This is a genomic window from Shewanella pealeana ATCC 700345 (assembly GCF_000018285.1).
Classification (GTDB): domain Bacteria; phylum Pseudomonadota; class Gammaproteobacteria; order Enterobacterales; family Shewanellaceae; genus Shewanella; species Shewanella pealeana.
The window spans coordinates 1,260,110-1,282,475 of sequence record NC_009901.1 but is presented as its reverse complement, the minus strand read 5'-3'; the positions used below and the strand labels follow the sequence as shown (position 1 = coordinate 1,282,475).

Sequence of the window (22,366 nt, the reverse complement as noted above, 5' to 3'; positions counted from 1 at the left end):
AACAGCTATGAGTCAGAGCAGAGCGAATCTTGAGTAAGTGTTCAAATTAGTACAGATTAAGGTTTACGCTGAGCTGCATGCTCAGCGTTACTTTTATCGATTAAGCTTGGAATTGTGGTTCCTTGAACGAGTATTGAAAACACTACTACCGCATACGTCATCACCATAAGTAACTCACGCAAATCAATATTGCTACCAGATATAATCAATACCCCAGTAGGTAAACTCATTGCCATAGCAAGAGCCAAGCCACCACGTAGGCCGCCCCAAACTAATATCTTCTCGGCATAAGAGTTATAGCGCTTAAAGCGCCTAAATCCGAAATAAGGAAGATAGATACTGATGATGCGGCCAACGAGTACAATAGGCACTGAAAGCAACATAAACCACCATAGCTCAGCGTCAAAATGGATCAGTAGCAAGAGTAAGCCAAGCAGCAAGAACAATAATGAGTTAAAGAAAGACTCAATCAACAGCCAAAAATTATCAAGATGCTCCCACTCACTCTCTTTGAGTAACTTAGGTACACTGACATTGCCTATGATGATCCCCGATGCCACCATAGCTAACGGGCCAGATACTCCAAGCATATCTGCGCCCACATAACCTGCGCTTGGCACTAAAAGTGTCATTAACAAGTACTGAGTACGATCTTCGGATAAATGCAGCATGCCATGAAGCATCGCAGCTAACACCCCGCCATAAAGCAGTCCACCTAACGCCTCACGAATAAATAAACCACTGACACCAGCAAAAGTTAGCGGCTCTGTGGAGAAAGCCACCTGAGATATGGCAACGAAAATAACTAATCCTATACCGTCATTAAACAGTGACTCGCCTTCGACTTGAATTGCGATATCTTCTGGCGCCCCCAACTGCTTAATTATCGCCAGCACAGCAATAGGATCAGTAGGAGATATCAAGGCTCCAAACAACAGGCAATAGCTAAAATTAAGCTGTAGGCCTAAAAATCCAGAAAGCACATACAGCAAACCACCGATAATGAGGGTGGAAATCAAGGTACCGACAAAGGCGAGTACAAAGATTTCCCACCTCTGCTGTTTGAGTACATTGAGCTTTATCTGCAAGGCCCCTGCAAACAACAAGAAACCTAACATTCCATTGAGTAATAACGCTTTAAAATCGAGTTGCTCTAAATCGGTCACTAAAGTGGAATAGAGTTCTACACCAAAAGTTTTACCAGCAATTAAAATTATTAGGCTTAAGCCTAAAGCTAAGGCGGTAATCGTTATAGTCTGTTGCCAGCGATGTAAACGGGAGGAAATAAGCGAAATGACTAAAGACAGTGCAGATAGCAGGCATAGGATTTCGTAACTAGTCACAGGCGGTTCTCAGTCTGATTCTAAATATAGTATTAGGATATGTAGGGTTAGATTTTTCGGCCTTCAATTAGGCTCAACCAGCCTTTAAACACTCGGCCACCAAACCACACTGCACCAGCAACATAGAGTGTTGTACTGAGCCACTGCGGGCTAGCTAGATAACCAACGAGAATAACAGCAAACAGACCGACGATAGACCAGCGCTGCCAACGCAAATGCACTGCCATAGTGCTATTTGAATCTTGTTGTGGCTGGTAGACATTAATGAGCAGGCTGAGCGCTGCGGGAACGAGAAAAAGTGGAAAGCAGGCCATAAGCCCATACAAAAGGTGAGCAAGGCTCCTGTCTTCTAGTGCTAGCGGTTGAGAATGTAATGTTGATGCCATGCGCACTCCATAGAGAAAAAATACCTGAGGATAGAGACTTGGTATAACTTGGTATAAAAAGACAGGCGCATTTCCATCGCGGCCTGTCTTTAACCTTACGTTCTCATTGTGCGTTACGCAACTTTCATAGCTGATTTATTTCAGATTTTCATGCGTTAGACTTAAAGCATGAGCCTCTAGAGACTAGAGCTCTAGTGTTACGTCTGACTTTAATTTGCTGGAGCAAGCAAGCACGTAGCCTTGAGCGATCTCGTCGGGCGTCAGTGCCATTTGACTTGATGACTCCACTTCGCCGTTGACAACCTTGCACTTACATGCACCACAAACACCAGAGCGACAAGCAGCAATAATGGGTAAGCCTTCCGCCTCAATCCCATCGAGCAGTGTATGTTCAGCGGACAAAGCGCGGCTTCTTTCACCAATACTCAGCATAAAGCCACTTGGATCAGTTGAACTGTTTGTAGCTTGCTCTTTAGCAGCGTCAAGTTCTGCGCTGCCACCTTTGAAACTGCCAAAGCTTTCTTGGTGAAACTGACTCATATCAAAGTCTAGTGACTCAAGTAATGCCTTTACCGCATTCATATAGGGCGCTGGGCCGCAGACAAATACAGTACGCGTTTTAAAGTCAGGCACGAGGCGCGCAAGGTTTTCGGCATTTAAGCGCCCAGCTTGTTTGTCGGTAAACTTAGCGCTGATCCCAATATTAGAGAATATACCAAGCTCTTCCAAAATATAGTTCAGCTTAAAATCACCGCTACGCTCAGCTATCTGTGCAATAGCGGATTCAAAAATAAGATCTTTATTGGACTTTGCACTGTGTAAAAAGCTGATATCTGGGCCGATTTCGGTATCCGTTAACCAGCGAGACATAGAGAACATAGGCGTAATACCACAGCCTGCACTCAGAAATAGATATTTTTGAGCAGAAATATCAACCAGGTTAAATACCCCGTCAGGCCCCAAAGCGCGAACAATGTGCCCCACTTCGAGGTTGTCGGCTAAGTAGTTTGAAACCTTGCCACCTTCAATACGCTTGATAGTCAGTACAATGGAATAAGGGCGTGAAGGCGATGAACTAATGGTATAGCTTCGTGCGATTTTCTCGCCATTAATCTCAAGTAGCAGGGTAAGAAACTGCCCCGGCTTAAAATGAAATTTTACCGGTTGAGAGCCCTGAAAACGAAAGCTCATCACATCGTGAGTTTCGTTCCACTTTTCAACACAAACCAATTGATGCTCACCCGATTGCCACTGTTGAGCTGAAAATGGCGCAAGCTGTGAAACTTGATGATTGACTGCAACATTCACGCGATACCTACCTTCCCACCTAAAGCGAGTAAATTTTAAAACTAAAAAATGGCCACTAATTGGTGGCCATTTATGATTTAGTTATCACCAATAACTTTGCCGTTACGCAACGTTAAGTACACGATTGAGATCAGCCTCAACTGTGGTGGTGTTACGAAGGCCGAACTTCTCTTCTAGCACTTTGGCTAGATTTGGAGTTAAGAATGCTGGCGCTGTAGGACCAGTCATGATGTTCTTCACACCTAGAGACAATAATGTCAGCAGCACCACAATCGCTTTTTGCTCGAACCAAGAAAGCACTAGGGTTAGCGGCAATTCATTGATGTCACACTCGAATGCTTCAGAAAGCGCAATCGCAAGCTGAATTGCTGAGTAGGCATCATTACACTGGCCGATATCTAATAGGCGTGGAATACCATTGATGTCACCAAACTCAAGTTTGTTGAACTTATACTTACCACAACCTAACGTCAGAATGACTGAGTCTGCCGGCGCCTGAGTCGCGATATCTGTAAAGTAACCACGTTCCTGCTTATCACCGTCACAACCACCGACCAAGAAGAAATGCTTGATAGCACCACTCTTAACATTCTCAATTACAGTCGGTGCAGCTGCCATTAGCGCATTACGAGCGAAACCTATGGTGATTAGATGGGGGATCTCATCATAGATAAAGCCTTCTAAAGACTCAGCTTTAGCAATCACTTCACTGAAATCGTCGCCGATGATGTGAGTCACACCAGGCCAGCCAACAATGCTACGAGTGAAAATACGGTTTGAGTAGTCACCAACATTTGGGTCGATGATACAGTTAGATGTCATCACAACTGCGCCAGGGAATGTCGCAAATTCTTTTTGCTGATTCTGCCATGCGCTGCCGTAGTTACCCACCAGGTGTGGATATTTCTTAAGTTCAGGGTAAGCCAGTGCAGGCAACATCTCACCGTGGGTGTAAACGTTAATGCCCTTACCTTGGGTTTGCTCAAGAATAAGCTCAAGATCTTTCATGTCATGACCAGACACTAAGATAGCCTTACCTTTTACTGACTTAGTATTAACCTGTGTTGGCTCTGGGTGGCCAAATGCGTGAGTTTCACCTTCATCTAACATCGCCATTACGCGATAGTTAAGCTGGCCAATCTGCATCGCGGTATTAAATAACTTATCGGCATCGACAGAATCTTCACCAAGGAAGGCCATGATCTCATGGAATTCACCGGCTACTTCATCACTCGTCTGATCGAGTACACGAGCATGCTCCATATAGGCCGCAGCGCCTTTAAGGCCGTATAAGCAAAGTAATCGTAGACCCATGATATCTTCATGAACTTCATCTTTACCACGGTTAGGCACAGCTTGAAGCGCTTGGGATAGCATTTCAGGCTTGCTAGCACCCAGTACCAACTGCATAGGTGCATTCATTGGTTTAGCATCGATGTTTAGCTCGCTACATTTAGCTTCATAAGCTGCTTTTAAGCGATTGCGGAAAGTTTCAGCTTGAGTGGTGTAAGCGATGATACGCTCATCATCGAAGTTGACGTTAGTGAGTGTCGCGAAGAATGCTTTTGGTACGAAGGTATCAATCTCATGATCAATAATACCGACTTCACGAGCAAGTGCCGCGTATGACGAAACACCTTGAAGAATATAGATGAGAAGATCTTGTAAGTCTGAGGTATCAGAAGACTTACCGCACATACCTTGAGTGTAGCTACAGCCATTACCCGCAGGTGTTCTAATTGTTTGCTCACATTGAATACAAAACACGACACTAACTCCTATACTTTAATCATGCATATTATTTACATGTTTAAGGTTAGTCTACGCTTCTTGAAAATTTGCAAAAGGACTTTCTAGGACTAAAGGCGAAAACTATGAAAGAGATCACTTTTAGAGATCACTAATGAATACTTTAAACTCTGAGGGTAAAACAAGTAAAAGCATTGATTTTCAACGAGTAAAGTTAACAATTCAAAACATTAAAGCTAGCGGTAGCTAAAGAGTCTCTGCCAAAGTTGGGATAATCAGGTATTGATAAGCATTATCAAAAAAGTAAGTTAAGTTGCTTTCGTTAAATAGGCCAAACACAAAAAAGGCGCCTAAGCGCCTTTTGTCAGATCAGTTAACTCATGAGAGTCAGCTGTTAGGTACAGTCTTAAAATTGGCTTTCAATTAGCCCGTTTTCATATCGTTGACTGATTGCAGCATCGCCCTACTCTCTCTTTGGAATTGCGGCGCAAAATCACCAAACCAGCTAGATACCTCTGCAAATTGAGCCACAAAGGCATCGCGATTACCCGATTTTAAAATAGATAGCGCCTGAGAGTAGTTATCTAAGTAATCACCAATCGCTACTAAGCTTTCTTCTTGAGCAAAAATAATATCGGCGTAAAGCTCTGGGCTTTGGGCAAACAAGCGTCCCACCATCGCCAGCTCTAAGCGGTAAATCGGTGAGCTAAACTGCAGTAAAGACTCGATATCCGCTTCTTCTTTATAAAGGTTTAACCCGTAAACAAAGGAAGAGAAATGTCGCATCGCCTGTACCAGCTGCATCGCTTTATCATGTTTACTCGGCTCGGCTTCAACAATGCGTGCACCCCAGATTTCAATCTGTTCAATCAACCATTGATAAGCCTCAGGATTACGCCCATGACACACCACCACAACTTGTTTAGCTAAACTACCTACATCAGGGCCAAACATAGGATGTAACCCAAGCACTGGGCCTGAATGCGCCGCGAGCATTGCGTCAACTGGCGCGCCTTTAATGGATGTGAGATCTGCCAAGATGCAATTTTCAGGTAAGTTCGTCAGCTTGTCTGCAATGAGATCACAGGTGATGTTGATAGGCACAGTTACAATCACAAGACCTGCACCATCGAAAATAGCCTGGCTATTGGCCCAATCATCTTTATCGAGAGATTTAACCTCATAACCCGATAACGTTAGCATTTGCGAAAACAAGCCGCCAAGTTTGCCCTCTCCACCAACAATCACCACATGTCCAAGATCAGCTTTAATTTGCTTAAAGCCAACATCTTTTTCATTAAGGTAGGACTCTCGCATAAGGCGACGCAGGATATCTTCAATCAACTGTGGCGCCACATTCATCGCCTTAGCTTCTTCGCGTCTTTTTGCTAGCATATTGGCTTCACGCTGCGGCGCATAAATCGGTAGACCAGCACCATGCTTCACCGCGCCAACTTGGGCCACCAAGTCTAATCGTTTGCGTAACAGGTGCAGTAACTGCTGATCGACACCGTCAATCAAACCTCTTAGATTTTCAAGCTCTGCGGTAGTCTTCTCATTCATCTGTGTTTCTTCCATCAGCCGTTTGCAACTTTTAGCATATCAAATCTTGTCGGTAATACCGAGGCTAACTCATCGGCTCCCGTTCGTAATAACGCTTCTGTGGTTTTCCAGTCGATACAAGCATCTGTAACCGAAACGCCGTAAGCAAGCTCATCCATCGGCAAGTCACTGCTCTGCTTACCCGCATTTAAATGGCTTTCTAGCATCACACCGATAATAGACTTATTGCCCGCCACAATCTGGTTAAAAACATCTTCGCACACAGGCTTTTGCTTATTATGATCTTTTGACGAGTTACCATGACTGCAATCGACAATCAATCGTGCACTGAGTTTGGCTGCATGTAACTGCTGTTCACACTCCGCCACACTCGCAGCATCATAGTTAGGTGTTTTGCCGCCACGTAAAATCACATGTCCATCAGGGTTACCTGCGGTCTGTAGCAGTGCGACCTGACCTTGCTGGTTAATACCCATGAAGCGGTGACTACTCGCAGCCGACTCTAATGCATTGATGGCCACACCAAGCTTGCCATCGGTACCATTTTTAAAGCCTACCGGCATAGAAAGACCCGACGCCATTTCACGGTGAGTCTGTGACTCAGTGGTGCGTGCGCCAATGGCTGACCAAGTTACCAACTCCGACATGTATTGCGGACTAATAGGATCGAGCGCCTCAGTGGCAACAGGCAGTTCAAGTTCAGCAAGCCAGATCATCAGTTCGCGAGCTTTTCTCAAGCCTTTATCCACATCGAAGGATTCATCCATATCAGGGTCGTTAATCATTCCTTTCCAGCCAACAGTAGTACGCGGCTTTTCGAAGTAAACTCGCATCAACACAAAAAACTGATCACCAAGTTCATCATGTAACTTCTTAAGCTTTAGCGCGTACTCTTTGGCAGCATCAATATCATGGATAGAGCAAGGACCTGAAATCACCAATACGCGATTATCACGTTTATGCACAATGTCAGATACTGTCTTGCGAGCATTGAGAACGTACTGGTAAGCATGGGTGGAAAGAGGAAGCTCACGCTTTAACTCCTCTGGAGTGACTAGTACTTGCTCTGAACTGATATGAACATTGTTAATTGTATCTTGTTGCATAATTACCACCTGCCTATCTCTAATCCGCTTCTCGCGTCAACGACCTTTTCTACACTGAAGAACGTCTCAACTCATTATTAAATCAAATTACCGAAGTAACACTGTAACGGTACACCATTACACCTTATGAACACTATGCCTATTAGGCGATACAAGATCAAGTGCAATTTCAATAAATGAAAAATTCTAATCTAATTGTAAGTAAGCTCGAATGCTAAAGGAGTCTCATCAGCACAAAGAAGGCTGGATTTCTGATAAGGAGGATTGGGGATGGTTTCTAGCAGGGGGATTAATTTTGTTCTATTTTAGCCAACAAAAAACCGCCATATAGGCGGTTTCTCGTGCGAACACTGCATCTTTTTTTTGCGAGTACTAAATTACTTAGTAGCAAGCTTCTCACGGATACGTGCAGACTTACCTGAACGCTCACGTAGATAGTAAAGCTTAGCACGACGAACACGGCCGCGACGCTTAACTTCGATGCTAGAGATGATTGGGCTGTGAGTCTGGAACGCACGCTCAACACCTTCACCATTAGAGATTTTACGTACTGTGAATGCAGAGTGAACGCCGCGGTTACGCTTAGCGATTACAATACCTTCAAACGCCTGTAGACGCTCTTTACCGCCTTCTACAACACGTACTTTAACAACTACTGTATCACCGGCACCAAATTGTGGTACGTCGGTTTTCATTTGCTCTTCGTTGAGCATTTTGATGATGTTATTCATTAAATAAACTCCATACTAGTAATAACTGCGCTTCGACTAATCATCTTGTTTGATGCTGTCAACAAATTCAGCTAGAAGCTTCTCTTGTTCGCCAGTCAGAGCTAGATTTTCAAGTAATTCTGGTCGTCTCAACAAAGTCCTACCTAGGCTTTGCTGTAGACGCCAGCGTCTAATATGTTCGTGGTTGCCACTTAGCAATACGGCTGGAACATCCAGTCCATCCAAACTTTCAGGACGCGTATAGTGGGGGCAATCCAGTAATCCATCAGAGAAGGAATCCTGCTCTGCAGAAGCTTGTTTTCCTAGCACGCCAGGAACCAATCTTGAAACTGAATCAATCAGAGTCATCGCAGGGAGTTCACCGCCCGAAAGCACGTAATCCCCTATTGACCACTCTTCGTCCACTTCAGTTTGAATAATGCGTTCATCAACACCTTCGTATCGACCACACACTAGAACCAAACTGGATGATTTTGCTAACTCTTCAACGCCTTGCTGTGTCAGCTTACGGCCCTGAGGAGAAAGATAAATCACCTTTGCCTCTTTTCCAGCTGCAGCTTTAGCTGCATGGATGGCATCACGTAGAGGCTGCACCATCATCAACATTCCAGGGCCACCACCATAAGGGCGGTCATCCACTGTTTTATGTTTATCATGGGTGAAATCGCGAGGATTCCACGTTTGCAACTCTAGTAACCCTTTACTAACTGCACGACCCGTTACACCAAAGTCTGTTACGGCACGAAACATCTCGGGAAACAGGGTTACTACCCCTAACCACATATGTTGTACCTCGACTTAAAAGTCCGGATCCCAATCCACTAAAATCTGTTTTGCTGCCAAGTCCACCTTTTGGATGAACTGGTCAGTAACAAAGGGAATCATACGTTCCGCTTTGCCAAAGCCATCTTTTGCGTTTGCTTTAACTAGAAGTACGTCATTCGATCCTGTTTCCACGATCTCCTGAACTGTACCCATGTTGTAGCCTTTGGTATTAATCACTTCACAGCCGATAAGATCTCGCCAGTAGAATTCATCTTCTGGTAAATCTTGCATCTGATCAGCAGGCACCGCAATCTCACAATTTGTAAGCGCTTGCGCCTCATCCCGTGTTGATACGCCTTCAAGACAAGCAACAACTGCTTTACCTTGGAAACGCCACTGGGCGACCTTAACCTCGCGCCATTCGCCTTGTTCTTTAATAAGCCAAGGTGAATAGTCAAAGATACCTTCAACAGAGTCGGTATAGGTAGTGATCTTCAACCAACCTTTAATGCCATAACTTGAACCGATTTTGCCAAGGATGACGGGTTCTTGTTTACTACTCATCAATCTATACCTTAACGCTATTAAGCAGCAGCTTTACGAGCGTCTTTGATCAACTTTGCTACACGATCAGTAGTAGCAGCACCGTTAGCAACCCAATGCTCAACACGGTCAAGATCTAAGCGTAGAGCTTCTTCTTGGCCACGTGCTACTGGGTTAAAAAAGCCAACGCGCTCGATGAAACGACCGTCACGGGCGTTACGGCTGTCAGCTACAACGATGTTATAAAATGGACGCTTTTTTGCGCCGCCACGAGCTAAACGAATGGTAACCATGCGTTTGGTATCCTCTAATGATTTGCTTTTTATCAAGCAAAAATAAAAACTGAAACTCCGTGTTCGCGGAGAGCCCCAGATAGAAAGCCGGCAGATTTTACCTGACTGACCGACGAATGCAACCGTAATCGGCGTTTTTTACACCTAAAACGATCAACAGACCAGAGTGAGATTCACTCTGGTCTGTAAATTTAGCTTTGCAGAATATTAAGAATGCCTAGCGGCCGGGCATTTTCATGCCTGGTGGGAGCATACCGCTCATGCCACGCATCATTTTTTTCATGCCGCCTTTTGATGACATTTTTTTCATCATCTTCTGCATTTGCGTAAACTGTTTCAATAAACGGTTCACATCTTGAATTTGTGTGCCGCTGCCCATCGCGATTCTGCGCTTGCGCGAACCTTTGATGATATCTGGACGTTGGCGCTCACCTGGGGTCATAGAGTTGATAATCGCTTCCATCTGCCCTGTCATCTTGCCATCTTGAACTTGAGCTAAAGCCTCAGGTGGTAATTGCCCCACACCTGGCAGCTTTTCAATCATGTTCATCATGCCGCCCATGTTTTTCATTTGCTGCAGCTGCTCACGGAAATCTTCTAAATCAAAATTTCCGCCTTGCTTTACTTTAGCCGCAAGCTTCATGGCTTTTTCTTGGTCTACGCCGCGCTCAACCTCTTCAATAAGAGAAAGCACATCGCCCATACCAAGAATACGTGAAGCAACACGATCTGGGTGGAACGCTTCTAGTGCGTCAGTTTTTTCACCGACACCTAAGAATTTAATTGGTTTCCCGGTAATATGACGAATCGACAGCGCCGCACCACCACGTGCATCACCATCGACTTTTGTCAGTACCACACCGGTTAGCGGTAGCGCTTCATTAAAGGCCTTAGCTGTATTGGCCGCATCTTGACCTGTCATGGCATCAACCACAAACAGTGTCTCAACCGGTTTAACTGCAGCATGAAGCTCTTTAATCTCATCCATCATGGCTTCATCGACGTGCAAACGACCTGCAGTATCGACAATGACCACATCAATGAACTTAAGCTTTGCATGAGCAATCGCAGCATTGGCGATATCGACTGGCTTTTGGCTAACGTCAGATGGGAAGAATTGAACGTCAACTTCTGCGGCTAAGGTTTCTAGCTGCTTGATTGCCGCTGGACGGTATACGTCAGCCGATACAACTAGGACTGATTTCTTTTCGCGCTCACGCAAGAATTTAGACAGTTTTGCAACACTGGTAGTTTTACCGGCACCTTGCAAACCCGCCATCATAATAACAGCTGGTGGCTGCGCCGATAGGTCCAAAGCTTCGTTCGCTTCACCCATGGCGTTTTCAAGTTCGCTTTGAACGATCTTAATAAAGGCTTGGCCTGGACTTAGACTTTTAGAAACCTCTTGTCCAACAGCGCGTTCTTTAACGCTATTTACGAATTCACGAACCACAGGCAAGGCAACGTCGGCCTCAAGAAGAGCCATGCGGACTTCGCGTAAGGTTTCCTTAACGTTTTCTTCCGTTAAGCGACCACGGCCACTGATATTTTTCAGAGTCCGTGACAATCTGTCAGTTAAGTTCTCAAACATTATCCAGTTCTTTACCGTTTAAAATTTACATTGATGGGGCTGTATTATAGCGATGCCCAGATATTATGCTACAGAATGACGCAAGTAACTTTTATAACTGAGCCTTACAATCGATAAATATTTAACAAAAATCGATGTTAGGACAAAGAATCAGCCGATTTTTGCAATCAAGGTCACTGCCCAAATGACCTTGGCTCATGTTATTCTACACCATAATGTTACGTGCTAACTTAGCGGTTAAAGTCAAAACGACTTTTGAAGCTAGACACGACACGATATTTTGTTTACTCAGTAATTTAACTCCTGTTTGAATCAGGCTAGTATGCAAGTCAATTGCGCTGGTTTACTCAAACAGTAAAAGTATGTGTTAGCGCATCAGGTTTATAAAACAAATAGGTTAATACTCAATGGTCATTTTCTCAGCTTCAGCCATGTTATTTTACAGTATTGCTTTGGTCCTCGTCGCAAGCCGACTCTTTCATGTTGACGGGCCAAACAGAAAATTAGTCGCTGGCGTGGCTGCGATAGGTGTCGTGCTGCACGCAGCAGCACTCTCTCAAGCCATTATGACCACCGATGGGCAAAACTTCAGCTTAACCAACGTGATCTCTATGGTTAACTGGATTATCACCTTTAGCTTCACCATCTTGTTATTCAGGCTAAAAGTCATTGTTGTTCTTCCTGTCGTGTATGCCTGCTCGGTGATCTCCGTCGCGCTGCTTTGGCTTGTGCCTCCAGAATACATCATTCATTTCGAGATCCACCCAGACGTCTTAGTGCACGTTGTATTGTCACTAATGGCTTACAGTGCGCTGATGATTGCAGCGCTATATGCTATCCAATTGGCGATTATTCAGAACCGTCTAAAGAGTAAGAAACTGGTGATGACCTCTGCGATGCCACCGCTAATGACGGTTGAAAAGCAGCTTTATCATCTAGTGATTGTAGGCGTTATTCTACTGAGTTTATCTTTAGCAACAGGTTTTATCTTCCTCGATGACATGTTCGAAGAAGGTAAAGGACACAAAGCTGTGCTGTCGATTATGGCTTGGTGTGTCTATATCGCAATGTTAGCTCAGCAGTACTGGGTGGGTTGCCGTATTAGAGCTGCTGTAGCCTACACATTAACTGGTGGTGTCCTGCTATCATTAGCCTACTTTGGCGCCCGTGTCGTTAAAGAGCTGATCCTCAGCTAAGCCTCAAATTCAGTCTGTTGACCCGCCTCTGTGTGGTGGGTCAAACTTGACACCCTCTTTAAAGTTCTGTAATTACTAATTTCATAGTGCTTTTTCAGCTTTATTATTCGCCCCTTTCTTTAAACCACAGCGGAGCTCCAACATTTTGGACGATATATCCACTGGCGTACTGTTATCTATTCTGTTCGTCTTAATCTTACTATCTGCTTACTTCTCTGGCTCAGAAACAGCCATGATGTCACTCAACCGTTATCGTTTGCGTCACTTAGCTAATAGCGGGCATAAAGGCGCTAAGCGAGCCATAAAGATGCTAGAACGTCCAGACCGTCTGATAGGGCTTATCCTTATAGGCAATAACCTAGTTAATATTTTAGCCTCCGCTATTGCAACCATTATTGGAATTCGACTATTTGGTGATGTGGGGGTCGCCATCTCGACCGGTGTGTTAACGCTCGTCGTCCTTGTGTTTGCTGAAGTCACCCCCAAGACAGTTGCCGCGCTTCACCCAGAACGCATTGCTTTCCCCTCCAGTGTTATCTTGCGTGTTTTATTAGTGGTTCTCTCCCCTTTCGTTAAAGTCGTCAACTTCATCACTTCAGGCTTTTTGCATTTACTCGGTATTCATTCCGTCAAAAACGATGATGCACTTAGCCAAGAAGAGTTGCGTACTGTTGTAAATGAAGCTGGCGCCTTGATCCCGCAGCGCCACCAAGAAATGCTGTTATCAATCATGGACCTTGAAAAAGTCACCGTAGATGACATCATGATCCCGCGTAACGAGCTGTACGCAATTAATATCAATGATGATTTTAAAAGCATTAATAAGCAGGTAATCCAAAGCCCGCACACCCGTGTTTTGCTTTATCGAGATACCATCGATGACGCGGTTGGTTTTGTACACTTACGTGATGCGCTGCGGCTTCAATCTAAAGGGCAATTTAGTAAATCATCCTTGCTGCGCGCCGTAAAAGAGTTGTACTTCATTCCAGAAGCTACACCGCTAAACGTGCAACTTTCTAACTTTCAACATAATAAAGAGCGTATCGGCCTTGTTGTGGACGAATACGGCGATATTCAAGGCTTAGTGACCTTAGAGGATATTCTAGAAGAGATTGTTGGTGACTTTACCACCTCGATGGTTGCCCCTCCGAGCGAAGATATTACCTTGCAGCAAGATGGTAGCTACCTGATTGAAGCGAGTATCAACATTCGTGACCTTAATAAAGAGATGAGTTGGCACTTCCCCATCGATGGCCCCAAGACTATCAATGGCCTAGTTCTCGAGTATCTTGAAGATATCCCAGAGCCTAATACTTCAATGCGTTTATACGGTTACCCGCTAGAGGTTATTGATGTAGCGGATAATATGATTAAAACCGTTAGAGTCATGCCACAGCATTATTTGCCGCCTAAAGTTACTAACGATTAAGACTGTTAATGATTAAGAATGCGATCAATTAAAAACTTTTTTAAACATCAAAAAAGCGCTAATTAGCGCTTTTTTGATGTTTAATTTATGCTTAGGCTACTTCTTTACAGCTTCTATCGCTCGACGCTTATCTCTTGCCATCGGGGTTATGTCAGCTAATAACTGCTTTTCCATGCCTAACATAAAGTACACCTCAGCCATCAAAAAGAACGGCCCAATTAGTAACTGATTCAAGTCATCAACAAAAGCGGGCTTGGCTTTTTCATAATGATGACCAATAAATTGAATCACCCAGCCCACAAAAAACACCACTAATGCAATCCAAATCGCATGAGGCACTTGGGCCACTAGGCCTGATGTATAAAGCACCGGAATAATAAACAGTGTTAAGCCTATCGCCAATCTTGCGTGTAGTACAAAATAATAGATAAGCACGCCAACAGTGAAAACCGTCGCCACATTAAAGGTGATAACAGGATCGTTAGATAGCGCAAAATTTAATGGGATTAGATTGAGTAATAAAAATAGCGACCAGATAATCAGCGGGATCCCCACGAAATGAGTCTTAATGTTTTTCGGGTTTAAATGCACGCTCTTGTAGGTTGATAGCTGCTCTTCGGCGGATTTCATCTGCTCTTCTCCATTATAAGTGGCCTGCACAAGCGCTCACTATATACACTTAGTTAAGTCACTTAGTTAAGTCACTTAGTTAAGTCACTTAGTTAACTTTCTGTTCGTAATTTGACGAGCTATCCGCCTTAGCATGCAGCTAAGGGCGCGGTGGCCGGTTTGGAAACACTGCAACCTGTACAGCCCGTCTAATTTAACTAAATATTAACTTAATAGATCTTGTCGCATTTTAATAGAGTAAAAGTTCAAAATAGCCTTTTAGGTTGCATAGGCCGACAATAAAGCAGCTAATGCTGAGTAGGTATGTTTCTCATAAAAATTAACCTTACTACTAGTCCGTCGTCGAATAGGTCACCCACTTAGCAGATTCATCATCATAGTAGCTTTTTTGTGTGACCTTGCCTTTACCATCGAGCTTATCAATAAACACCACCAGACCATTCTCATCATAGGTTTTAATCTGTTTATCAATCACCACGCCGTTGGCATAAGTGCGCTTATTTTGCAGCTGACCATTACAGTGATATTTAGCAAATTCACCATCTTCTACGCCCATATTGTAATGCTCGATAGAGTCAACTTGACCATTTTCACCACAAAAAGTTAACTGCACTCCATGGCGAGTATTTAGTGGGTTATAGCCATAATGCTGCTCTGAGCGGCGCTTACCATCTGAACCGTAGGTTTCGAATATGCCAGTATTGGTTGCCCTGTCGAAGTTAAATTTACTTCTTAAACGACCACTACGATAGTAAGTTTTCTCATTAAGTTTTTTATAATCGGCATAAATGAATTCACTATTACTCTCAAGCTGACCACTCGCATAATAGTCCTTGTGACGCTGGCGCTTTTCACCCTCAACAAAATAATACAGGCGCCATTCACGGCCCTTCTCATAACTGATGCTCTCGACCTCTTTACCGCCTTCAAAACGCTTATAGCTGAGGATTACGCCCTGCTCATCATAAAGCCAATGCTCCGTTTTTACGCCAGCTTGATAAAGCCTCACCCATTGCGGCTTTCCTGTGGTCGAAAAGTGGTAACTGATCTGTTTGCCATCTAACTTACCCGCCTTATACCAAGCGGTTTCATTGAGTTGATTGTTGAGCGTCGAGAAGCTATAGCCATGCTCGAGTCCATCTTTATACTGAGTCGCTCTATAAAACGCCTTGCCATAAGCATAATTGGTCGTAATGCCAGTAAAAAACTTGCCACGATAAGACTCAGGGCAATCACTTTGATATTGCGCGTTACACTTAGTTTGATTTAGGTCGTCCTCACTAATAGGAAGCTGTATATCGCCGCTGCACCCCGCTAGAGCTACAGCTACAGCACTGATAATTATCCCCATTAGAGAGATATAACGCTTTGTTCTAGTGATAAACGACATCAGGGTTACTCTTGTAATTAAATTTTAATAGTCTAGATCCTAGGTTTACTAGCATCAGGTAAAACATAAACTTAGATAAAACAGCTGCAGAATACACAGAGCAAGAGTGGTTCACAAACTACATAAACTTATGACTTAATTTAATCGGTAATTTTTTAATCCGTATCACTAAAATCTAGATTAACTAGAGTTCATTTCACATTACAGACTAAAGGCGTATAGTTTTTTAAGCCCAATAAATCCACTACACTTGAGACTGTAACTAATACCAATCAGTATAAAGATTTGGTCGCTCAGCGAGAGTTTAGCGGCACTGAGACAAGGCAACGAGTGAAGAGCATAGTGAAACTAGGTTTAAGTTCCCTTTTGTTCCTTAAGAGTCGCAGTATCAGAGCCGCTAAAACTCGCCATTCTGGAACGTTTTTGGCTGCCTACTTCTGCGTTGAACAACTTCACAAGGGAGCAACCATTCTTTCAGTTATTTGCCTTGAATTAGTTTGCCAAAAAACGTTCTGAGTAGATCAACTTCTTATACTGATTGGTATAACTTTGTAAAGTAAACATCACTCCTCATTTTACCGAATGGAGACACAGTTAATGACACAAGTATATTCACTCGCGCAACCCGGCGTTCTCTCCAACCCTAGCTCACATGTCGAATACCTCACCTTTTCACTGCTGTCTCAAGCAGAGCTTAAAGATACCATCGGCGATAGCATTACCAATCTTTCTGGTATAGAGAAATCAATCAATCAAAAAGATCTAACCGCTGGCTTAACCATCTCAATCGGTTTTTCGGCTAATGCTTGGCCGAAGCTGTTTCCAGATCAACCTATGCCCGCAGAGTTACATGCTTTTCCTGATATGCGTAATGGTGAACGCCACTTCCCATCAACGGTTGGCGATATCTTTGTGATGATAAAATCCGAGCGAATCGATCTAAATTTTCAGGCCGCTAAGTATATCCGCAACAGTTTTAGTCCCATTGCCTGCTTAATTGAAGACATACAAGCTTATAAATACTTAGATAACCGCGACATGATCGATTTTGTCGATGGCACCGAAAATCCTACCGGTGATGAAAGAGTTGAAGCTGTGTTAGTTGTTGATGATGCTGAACTACATAAAGGTGGTAGCTACCTGCATGTACAGCGATATGTTGATAAACAAGGCCATTGGGACAAACAAAGTACTGAGTATCAGGAGCAAGTCATTGGACGGACCAAAATGGATAACGTCGAGCTCAGTGATGATGTTAAACCCGCTTGGGCGCACAACGCTAAGAGTAAAGTAGAGATAAATGGTGAAGAGATAAAGATGCTTAGGCAAAATCGCCCGTACGGTAATGCAATGGAGCATGGCACCATGTTTGTCGGCTTTGCTGCCACCCCCTCTATTATTGAAACCTCGCTAAGTCAGATGATCAATGCCGACGAAAACGGCCACTACGATCGCTTACTCGATTTTGTTGAAGCTAAGACTGGCTGTTTATTCTTTATGCCGTCAAAAGCCTTTCTTGAACAGTTTGATGACGAGTAGGCACATCACTTGAGAGCAGCGTATGTATTCATAGTTAACATGATAAGTGCGCTGTTCGCAAATCAAACAAATATTGAATCATATAACTTGAGGATTGGTGCGACTAAGGGCTAATATGCGCCCCTAATTAATACCAATCAGTATAAAGATTTGGTCGCTCAGCGAGAGTTTAGCGGTTATGAGGCAAGGCAACGAGTGAAGAGCATAGTTATTCTACGGTTAAGCTCGTTAACACAGCATCAGAACCGCTAAAACTCGCCATTCTGGAACGTTTTTGGCTGCCTACTTCTGCGTTAAATAGCTTCACAAGGGAATAACCATTCTTTCAGCTATTTGCCTTGAATTAGTTTGCCAAAAACGCTCTGAGTAGATCAACTTCTTATACTGATTGGTATAACATCAGTGTTTATTAATAAGATTCAATAGCAAATGACAAACGCAGCCCCTACCCTCATGATTCAAGCTGTCAATGAAACAAACATAGAGGCGTTACTCGCGCTACAACTCAATGCCGAACAACGTGGCTTTATCGAATCTATTCCTGAGTGTTTGCAAGAGGCTAAAGAAGACTCTCGTTATACACCTGTAGCACTCTGCATAGGTGAGCAAGTGGTCGGTTTTGCTATGTACGGTCTATTTAATGAGTCTCAACAAGATCGAGTATGGTTTGACCGCTTTCTTATCGCTCAAGACTATCAAGGTCGAGGACTCGGTAAGGCCTTTGCACAGTTACTGTTAGCGTTTCTATTTAAGCATTTTCAATGTCAGCAAATATTCTTAAGCGTTTACCCTAATAACCTTTCTGCTATCGCGCTGTATCAGCAGTTAGGTTTCAAATTCACCGACGAGCGAGTTTGCGAAGGCGAACATGTCATGAACTGTAGCCTCGATGTGTTTAACACTAAAGCCTCTTTTTAAATGTCTTGATAAATTAAGACTCCAATATAACCGTCGCTGTCGCATAGTGCTGCTCATCGGCAATAGAGAGATGCGCTTTCACTCCCCCAAGCTGAGATAGCCGCTCAGATGCGCCATCAGTAAAGACAACCTGTGGTGCACCATTGTCATTATTACTGATCTCAATATGCTGAAAAGATACCCCGCGGCCTATGCCTGTACCCAGTGCTTTCGCTGCTGCCTCTTTAGCGGCAAAGCGCTTAGCCAGGTAGCGAGCAGGTTGAGTTGAACCAACAAAGAGTGCAAACTCTGTTTCGGTTAATACACGCTTAGCTAAACGGCAAGTTAATAACGCCTCATCGCCAGCTGCTGGAATACGCGACTCAATTCGAGCTATTTCCACAATGTCAGTGCCTAAACCCACAATCATAACGACTCTCTACCTCATACCGCTTAAACTTAGCCCCATAAGGGATAAATAAAAGCCGAGAGCATCAGTCTCGGCTTCAATAACAACGCTATGCTAAGTTTATTCGCCGCGACGACCTTCTAGCATCAACTGCTTCATATCACGTACCGCAGTCGCTAATCCATCGATAGCCGCGCGAGCTATAATCGCATGGCCGATATTGAGCTCATAAAGCTCTGGAATAGCCGCAATGGCTTTTACGTTATGGTAGTGCAAGCCGTGACCAGCGTTAACCACTAGGCCTTTGCCATGAGCGTAAGTCGCCATTTCGGTAATACGTTTAAGCTCAGCAGCTTGTTCACTATCCGTTTCAGCATCAGCGTAACAGCCTGTATGGATCTCAATCACAGGTGCTCCAACGGCAACGGCGGCATCAATTTGAGTACTATCGGCATCGATAAACAGAGACACTTTAATGCCTTCTTTAGTCAAACGCGCCACAGCTGCTGCAATCTTATCTTGTTGTCCTGCCACATCAAGGCCACCTTCGGTGGTCAACTCTTCACGTTTTTCAGGCACTAAACACACGTAAGCAGGCTTAATCTCACAGGCAATATTAAGCATCTCTTCGGTCACAGCCATCTCAAAGTTCATACGAGTCTTTAAGGTTTTTGCCAATGTATATACATCGCGGTCGATGATATGACGGCGATCTTCACGTAAATGAATAGTAATACCTTCTGCGCCAGCATGCTCTGCTACGGCTGCAGCATGAACTGGATCTGGATAATTGGTCCCGCGTGCCTGACGTAGAGTCGCAATATGATCGATGTTAACGCCCAATAAGATCCGGCTCATGATTGTTCCTTAAAAAGTAAGCAGATATAAAAGACGATATTGTACTGATAGGGTTGCGGTTTAGCCAGTATCGCCGACTAAACTGTGGTGAATTTATTGTGAGTGACTTTAACCTGTTGCGGCCTAAGGTTTAGGTTTCTTAGCGAACAAGGTTCTTGAATGCAGTGGCTTATCTCCCAGTACAGGAGCGAGTAACTGACGCATCAGCTTTTTAGCTTCTAAAAAGTGCTCTGTCGTCAGCGTACGCTGGTTCAAAGCGACCAACATCTCGCCAGTAAAAAATTTATGCTGATTAAAGGCTGTCGCGATAACAGGGGTAAAGCCGTGGTCTTGCTCTAAGCGATAAAATCCACTCGCCGTTATTGGCGCATCACTCGGGTCAAAATCCAGAGATGGCATGGTTCCCAACTCCAGCAGCAATGCATGCTCAAAGTATCTTAATTGACTTTGATTAAACTCAGTCGCCATGGCGATTAACGTGCGATGATAATCAAAAAAGAGGTTCTCGGCGCTGTGCTGCACCGATAAACAACGGATCAACAACTCATTAAGATAGAGGCCCGAATACAAGCAGTCGCCTGTTAACGGTACTGCGGGACTAGCAGCTTCAACCTGCTTGAGGTTTTTAAGATCTGTTTTGCCATGCAACTGAAAGATAATCGGTTGGAAAGGTTGAATAATGCTACGAATGGAGTTTTTAGCGCCGCCTAGGCGTGCAACAGCATCGACCCGCCCCTTACCATCTACCAGTAAGTTAACGATGACGCTACCATCACGAAAATGCCTGCTATGAAGAACGTAGCCACGTTCCATGGTTATCTCATTCCGATTACTAAATAGTACCAAATACCATCATAAAACCAATAAGCCGTTTGTAAAAAGAAAACGGGATGATTCATTAATATGCTGGCTATAAAAATGCCCCTTCTTATCACTAAAAAGAGGCATGTTTCGCTATCAAGCTAGTGGCGACTAATCGTCACCATAACCTAAGCTTCGCAGTGCGCGTTCGTCATCAGCCCAGCCTGACTTAACTTTAACCCACATCTCCAAGAAAACCTTGTTATCAAACAAGACTTCCATATCGACGCGTGCAGCAGAACTGATTTTTTTGATGCGCTCGCCTTTATTACCAATCACCATACGCTTTTGAGTTTCGCGCTCAACAAGCACCAAAGCGTTGATCTGGTAAACGCCGTTTTCCATCATCTTAAACTGTTCGATCTCTACCGTACAATCGTATGGCAATTCGTCACCCAAGAAACGCATCAGCTTTTCACGAACAATTTCAGAAGCCATAAACTTCTGCGAACGGTCTGTCACGTAATCTTCAGGGAAGTAATGTGGCGACTCAGGTACAGAGGCGACTGACATATCTAGGATGCGTTGAACGTTGGTGCCTTGAGTTGCTGAAATCGGTAAAATCTCATCGAAAGGAAACTTCTTCGATAACTCTTCAAGGTGTGGGAACAGCGCTTCTTTGTCTTTAATGTTATCGACTTTGTTGATTGCTAGAATCGTCTTACGACCATCATCACGACTCTGCAGTTTACGCAGAACCATCTCATCATCTGGCGTCCAGTTCATACCGTCAACAACAAATACCACTAATGCCACTTCTGCTAACGAACTTGCCGCAGCGCGGTTCATCAAACGGTTAATCGCACGCTTCTCTTCCATATGAAGACCAGGAGTGTCGATAAACACTACCTGACGTGGACCATCAGTATGAATACCCATGATGCGATGACGGGTAGTTTGCGGCTTCTTAGAGGTAATACTAATCTTCTGACCTAAGAGCTTATTAAGAAGCGTTGACTTACCCACGTTTGGGCGACCAACGATCGCCACCATGCCGCAATAGGTCACCGCGTACTTAACCGCTGACGACGGATTGTTCATATTAGCCAGTAGTTCGTCTAAACTTGGCTCTTGGCTTTCAGGTAAATCTTTGTTGTCACTCATTTCTTAATTAACTCCAACACTTGAGCCGCAGCACTCTGTTCCGCTTTTCTGCGCGAACTGGCTACTCCGACAACGGCTTGGCTCAAGTCTTCAACAATACATTCAACGGTGAAAGTCTGCTCGTGAGCATCGCCTTCAGTATGGGCCACTCTATAAACTGGCAGTGGTTTTCTATATTTCTGCAAATACTCTTGCAGTAATGTTTTTGGATCTTTTTGATTTATAGGCTCAATAACCTTTAGGCGCGACTCGTACCAGTTAAGCACTAACTGACGACAATTCTCAATATCAGAATCGAGATAAATTGCACCGATAATCGCTTCTACCGCATCGGCTAGAATTGACTCTCGTCTAAAGCCGCCACTTTTTAACTCTCCAGGACCTAGCTTTAGGTAATCGCCAAGCTTAAATTCGATAGCGATTTCTGCCAGCATCTTGCCGCAAACGAGTGTTGCGCGCATACGGCTTAGGTCACCTTCGGTGGCCGCTGGGAACTGATGATAAAGGGCATCAGAGATCACGATAGACAGAATAGAATCTCCAAGAAACTCTAATCTCTCATTATGCTTATTAGAGGCACTTCTATGAGTCAATGCTTGGTCTAAAAATGCTTTTTCATTGAACTCGTACCCTAAAGTACGGCACAAACGTGGAATGTTCTTAATCGGTTCCATA

22 protein-coding genes are annotated in these 22,366 nt (G+C 44.0%); 4 read left to right on the top strand and 18 right to left on the bottom strand.

What is annotated here, in order from left to right:
- Positions 1–56 precede the first annotated feature (56 nt).
- The 11 genes from SPEA_RS05515 to ffh all read right to left on the bottom strand — a co-directional run bounded on the left by SPEA_RS05515 (position 57) and on the right by ffh (position 11,378).
- A complete protein-coding gene (locus tag SPEA_RS05515; RefSeq protein ID WP_012154316.1) occupies positions 57–1,343 on the bottom strand; it encodes a cation:proton antiporter in 1,287 nt (428 codons plus the stop codon).
- A 47-nt stretch (positions 1,344–1,390) separates the two neighbouring features.
- Positions 1,391–1,729 carry a hypothetical protein gene (locus tag SPEA_RS05510; RefSeq protein ID WP_012154315.1) on the bottom strand — a complete coding sequence of 113 codons (339 nt, stop codon included), beginning with the start codon at positions 1,727–1,729 and terminating at the stop codon, positions 1,391–1,393.
- Between the two features lie 183 nt (positions 1,730–1,912).
- Positions 1,913–3,037 carry an FAD-binding oxidoreductase gene (locus SPEA_RS05505; RefSeq protein ID WP_012154314.1) on the bottom strand — a complete coding sequence of 375 codons (1,125 nt, stop codon included), beginning with the start codon at positions 3,035–3,037 and terminating at the stop codon, positions 1,913–1,915.
- Between the two features lie 102 nt (positions 3,038–3,139).
- Complete coding sequence (gene hcp, locus SPEA_RS05500) at positions 3,140–4,804, bottom strand: hydroxylamine reductase (protein ID WP_012154313.1); 1,665 nt, start codon at positions 4,802–4,804, stop codon at positions 3,140–3,142.
- Between the two features lie 405 nt (positions 4,805–5,209).
- The gene (gene tyrA / locus SPEA_RS05495; RefSeq protein ID WP_041411302.1) at positions 5,210–6,349 is read right to left on the bottom strand and encodes a bifunctional chorismate mutase/prephenate dehydrogenase; all 1,140 of its coding nucleotides are present in this window, start codon (positions 6,347–6,349) and stop codon (positions 5,210–5,212) included.
- 14 nt (positions 6,350–6,363) lie between these two features.
- Positions 6,364–7,455 carry a 3-deoxy-7-phosphoheptulonate synthase gene (locus tag SPEA_RS05490; protein ID WP_012154311.1) on the bottom strand — a complete coding sequence of 364 codons (1,092 nt, stop codon included), beginning with the start codon at positions 7,453–7,455 and terminating at the stop codon, positions 6,364–6,366.
- A 377-nt stretch (positions 7,456–7,832) separates the two neighbouring features.
- A complete protein-coding gene (gene rplS, locus SPEA_RS05485) occupies positions 7,833–8,186 on the bottom strand; it encodes a 50S ribosomal protein L19 (protein ID WP_012154310.1) in 354 nt (117 codons plus the stop codon).
- A 36-nt stretch (positions 8,187–8,222) separates the two neighbouring features.
- Positions 8,223–8,969 (bottom strand): tRNA (guanosine(37)-N1)-methyltransferase TrmD, encoded by a 747-nt coding sequence (trmD, locus tag SPEA_RS05480; protein ID WP_012154309.1) that lies wholly within the window; start codon positions 8,967–8,969, stop codon positions 8,223–8,225.
- 15 nt (positions 8,970–8,984) lie between these two features.
- Positions 8,985–9,515, bottom strand: coding sequence for a ribosome maturation factor RimM (rimM, locus tag SPEA_RS05475; RefSeq protein ID WP_012154308.1), 531 nt, complete (start codon positions 9,513–9,515; stop codon positions 8,985–8,987).
- A gap of 20 nt (positions 9,516–9,535) precedes the next feature.
- Entirely contained in the window at positions 9,536–9,787 is a 252-nt protein-coding gene (rpsP, locus tag SPEA_RS05470) for a 30S ribosomal protein S16 (protein WP_012154307.1), read from the bottom strand.
- A gap of 217 nt (positions 9,788–10,004) precedes the next feature.
- The gene (ffh, locus tag SPEA_RS05465; protein WP_012154306.1) at positions 10,005–11,378 is read right to left on the bottom strand and encodes a signal recognition particle protein; all 1,374 of its coding nucleotides are present in this window, start codon (positions 11,376–11,378) and stop codon (positions 10,005–10,007) included.
- A 407-nt stretch (positions 11,379–11,785) separates the two neighbouring features.
- Here ffh and SPEA_RS05460 point away from each other — a divergent pair, with 407 nt between their 5' ends.
- Positions 11,786–12,574: a cytochrome C assembly family protein gene (locus SPEA_RS05460; RefSeq protein WP_012154305.1), complete on the top strand. Its 789-nt coding sequence runs from the start codon at positions 11,786–11,788 to the stop codon at positions 12,572–12,574.
- 145 nt (positions 12,575–12,719) lie between these two features.
- Positions 12,720–14,003, top strand: a complete 1,284-nt coding sequence (locus SPEA_RS05455) for an HlyC/CorC family transporter (RefSeq protein ID WP_012154304.1) — start codon at positions 12,720–12,722, stop codon at positions 14,001–14,003.
- A gap of 96 nt (positions 14,004–14,099) precedes the next feature.
- Here the strand turns inward: SPEA_RS05455 and SPEA_RS05450 are convergent, their stop codons facing one another.
- Together SPEA_RS05450 and SPEA_RS05445 are read right to left on the bottom strand one after the other, a co-directional pair.
- Complete coding sequence (locus SPEA_RS05450; RefSeq protein ID WP_012154303.1) at positions 14,100–14,633, bottom strand: Mpo1 family 2-hydroxy fatty acid dioxygenase; 534 nt, start codon at positions 14,631–14,633, stop codon at positions 14,100–14,102.
- A 331-nt stretch (positions 14,634–14,964) separates the two neighbouring features.
- Positions 14,965–16,023, bottom strand: a complete 1,059-nt coding sequence (locus SPEA_RS05445; protein WP_012154302.1) for a toxin-antitoxin system YwqK family antitoxin — start codon at positions 16,021–16,023, stop codon at positions 14,965–14,967.
- Between the two features lie 597 nt (positions 16,024–16,620).
- Between SPEA_RS05445 and SPEA_RS05440 the strand changes: the two genes are divergently transcribed.
- Positions 16,621–17,562 (top strand): Dyp-type peroxidase, encoded by a 942-nt coding sequence (locus SPEA_RS05440; protein WP_012154301.1) that lies wholly within the window; start codon positions 16,621–16,623, stop codon positions 17,560–17,562.
- A gap of 429 nt (positions 17,563–17,991) precedes the next feature.
- Entirely contained in the window at positions 17,992–18,480 is a 489-nt protein-coding gene (locus tag SPEA_RS05435; protein WP_012154300.1) for a GNAT family N-acetyltransferase, read from the top strand.
- Positions 18,481–18,493: 13 nt separating this feature from the next.
- On the opposite strand, the gene acpS is transcribed toward SPEA_RS05435, so the two are convergent.
- The 5 genes from acpS to rnc all read right to left on the bottom strand — a co-directional run bounded on the left by acpS (position 18,494) and on the right by rnc (position 22,365).
- The gene (gene acpS / locus SPEA_RS05430; protein WP_012154299.1) at positions 18,494–18,889 is read right to left on the bottom strand and encodes a holo-ACP synthase; all 396 of its coding nucleotides are present in this window, start codon (positions 18,887–18,889) and stop codon (positions 18,494–18,496) included.
- A 99-nt stretch (positions 18,890–18,988) separates the two neighbouring features.
- Positions 18,989–19,726, bottom strand: coding sequence for a pyridoxine 5'-phosphate synthase (gene pdxJ / locus SPEA_RS05425; RefSeq protein WP_012154298.1), 738 nt, complete (start codon positions 19,724–19,726; stop codon positions 18,989–18,991).
- A gap of 123 nt (positions 19,727–19,849) precedes the next feature.
- Complete coding sequence (gene recO, locus SPEA_RS05420) at positions 19,850–20,539, bottom strand: DNA repair protein RecO (protein WP_012154297.1); 690 nt, start codon at positions 20,537–20,539, stop codon at positions 19,850–19,852.
- A 159-nt stretch (positions 20,540–20,698) separates the two neighbouring features.
- Positions 20,699–21,691, bottom strand: coding sequence for a GTPase Era (era, locus tag SPEA_RS05415; protein ID WP_012154296.1), 993 nt, complete (start codon positions 21,689–21,691; stop codon positions 20,699–20,701).
- Complete coding sequence (gene rnc, locus SPEA_RS05410) at positions 21,688–22,365, bottom strand: ribonuclease III (RefSeq protein WP_012154295.1); 678 nt, start codon at positions 22,363–22,365, stop codon at positions 21,688–21,690. Before rnc ends, era begins: the two co-directional genes overlap by 4 nt.
- Position 22,366 lies beyond the last annotated feature (1 nt).

Excerpts from the sequence above, each read along its gene's own strand:
- SPEA_RS05460 (WP_012154305.1), top strand. The coding sequence starts at position 11,786 with ATGGTCATTTTCTCAGCTTCAGCCATGTTATTTTACAGTATTGCTTTG.
- SPEA_RS05435 (WP_012154300.1), top strand. The coding sequence starts at position 17,992 with ATGACAAACGCAGCCCCTACCCTCATGATTCAAGCTGTCAATGAAACA.
- rpsP (WP_012154307.1), bottom strand. The coding sequence starts at position 9,787 with ATGGTTACCATTCGTTTAGCTCGTGGCGGCGCAAAAAAGCGTCCATTT.
- rplS (WP_012154310.1), bottom strand. The coding sequence starts at position 8,186 with ATGAATAACATCATCAAAATGCTCAACGAAGAGCAAATGAAAACCGAC.
- SPEA_RS05510 (WP_012154315.1), bottom strand. The coding sequence starts at position 1,729 with ATGGCATCAACATTACATTCTCAACCGCTAGCACTAGAAGACAGGAGC.
- rimM (WP_012154308.1), bottom strand. The coding sequence starts at position 9,515 with ATGAGTAGTAAACAAGAACCCGTCATCCTTGGCAAAATCGGTTCAAGT.
- SPEA_RS05445 (WP_012154302.1), bottom strand. The coding sequence starts at position 16,023 with ATGTCGTTTATCACTAGAACAAAGCGTTATATCTCTCTAATGGGGATA.
- ffh (WP_012154306.1), bottom strand. The coding sequence starts at position 11,378 with ATGTTTGAGAACTTAACTGACAGATTGTCACGGACTCTGAAAAATATC.
- SPEA_RS05450 (WP_012154303.1), bottom strand. The coding sequence starts at position 14,633 with ATGAAATCCGCCGAAGAGCAGCTATCAACCTACAAGAGCGTGCATTTA.
- SPEA_RS05440 (WP_012154301.1), top strand. The coding sequence starts at position 16,621 with ATGACACAAGTATATTCACTCGCGCAACCCGGCGTTCTCTCCAACCCT.
- trmD (WP_012154309.1), bottom strand. The coding sequence starts at position 8,969 with ATGTGGTTAGGGGTAGTAACCCTGTTTCCCGAGATGTTTCGTGCCGTA.
- rnc (WP_012154295.1), bottom strand. The coding sequence starts at position 22,365 with ATGGAACCGATTAAGAACATTCCACGTTTGTGCCGTACTTTAGGGTAC.
- era (WP_012154296.1), bottom strand. The coding sequence starts at position 21,691 with ATGAGTGACAACAAAGATTTACCTGAAAGCCAAGAGCCAAGTTTAGAC.
- acpS (WP_012154299.1), bottom strand. The coding sequence starts at position 18,889 with ATGATTGTGGGTTTAGGCACTGACATTGTGGAAATAGCTCGAATTGAG.
- SPEA_RS05490 (WP_012154311.1), bottom strand. The coding sequence starts at position 7,455 with ATGCAACAAGATACAATTAACAATGTTCATATCAGTTCAGAGCAAGTA.
- recO (WP_012154297.1), bottom strand. The coding sequence starts at position 20,539 with ATGGAACGTGGCTACGTTCTTCATAGCAGGCATTTTCGTGATGGTAGC.
- tyrA (WP_041411302.1), bottom strand. The coding sequence starts at position 6,349 with ATGAATGAGAAGACTACCGCAGAGCTTGAAAATCTAAGAGGTTTGATT.
- pdxJ (WP_012154298.1), bottom strand. The coding sequence starts at position 19,726 with ATGAGCCGGATCTTATTGGGCGTTAACATCGATCATATTGCGACTCTA.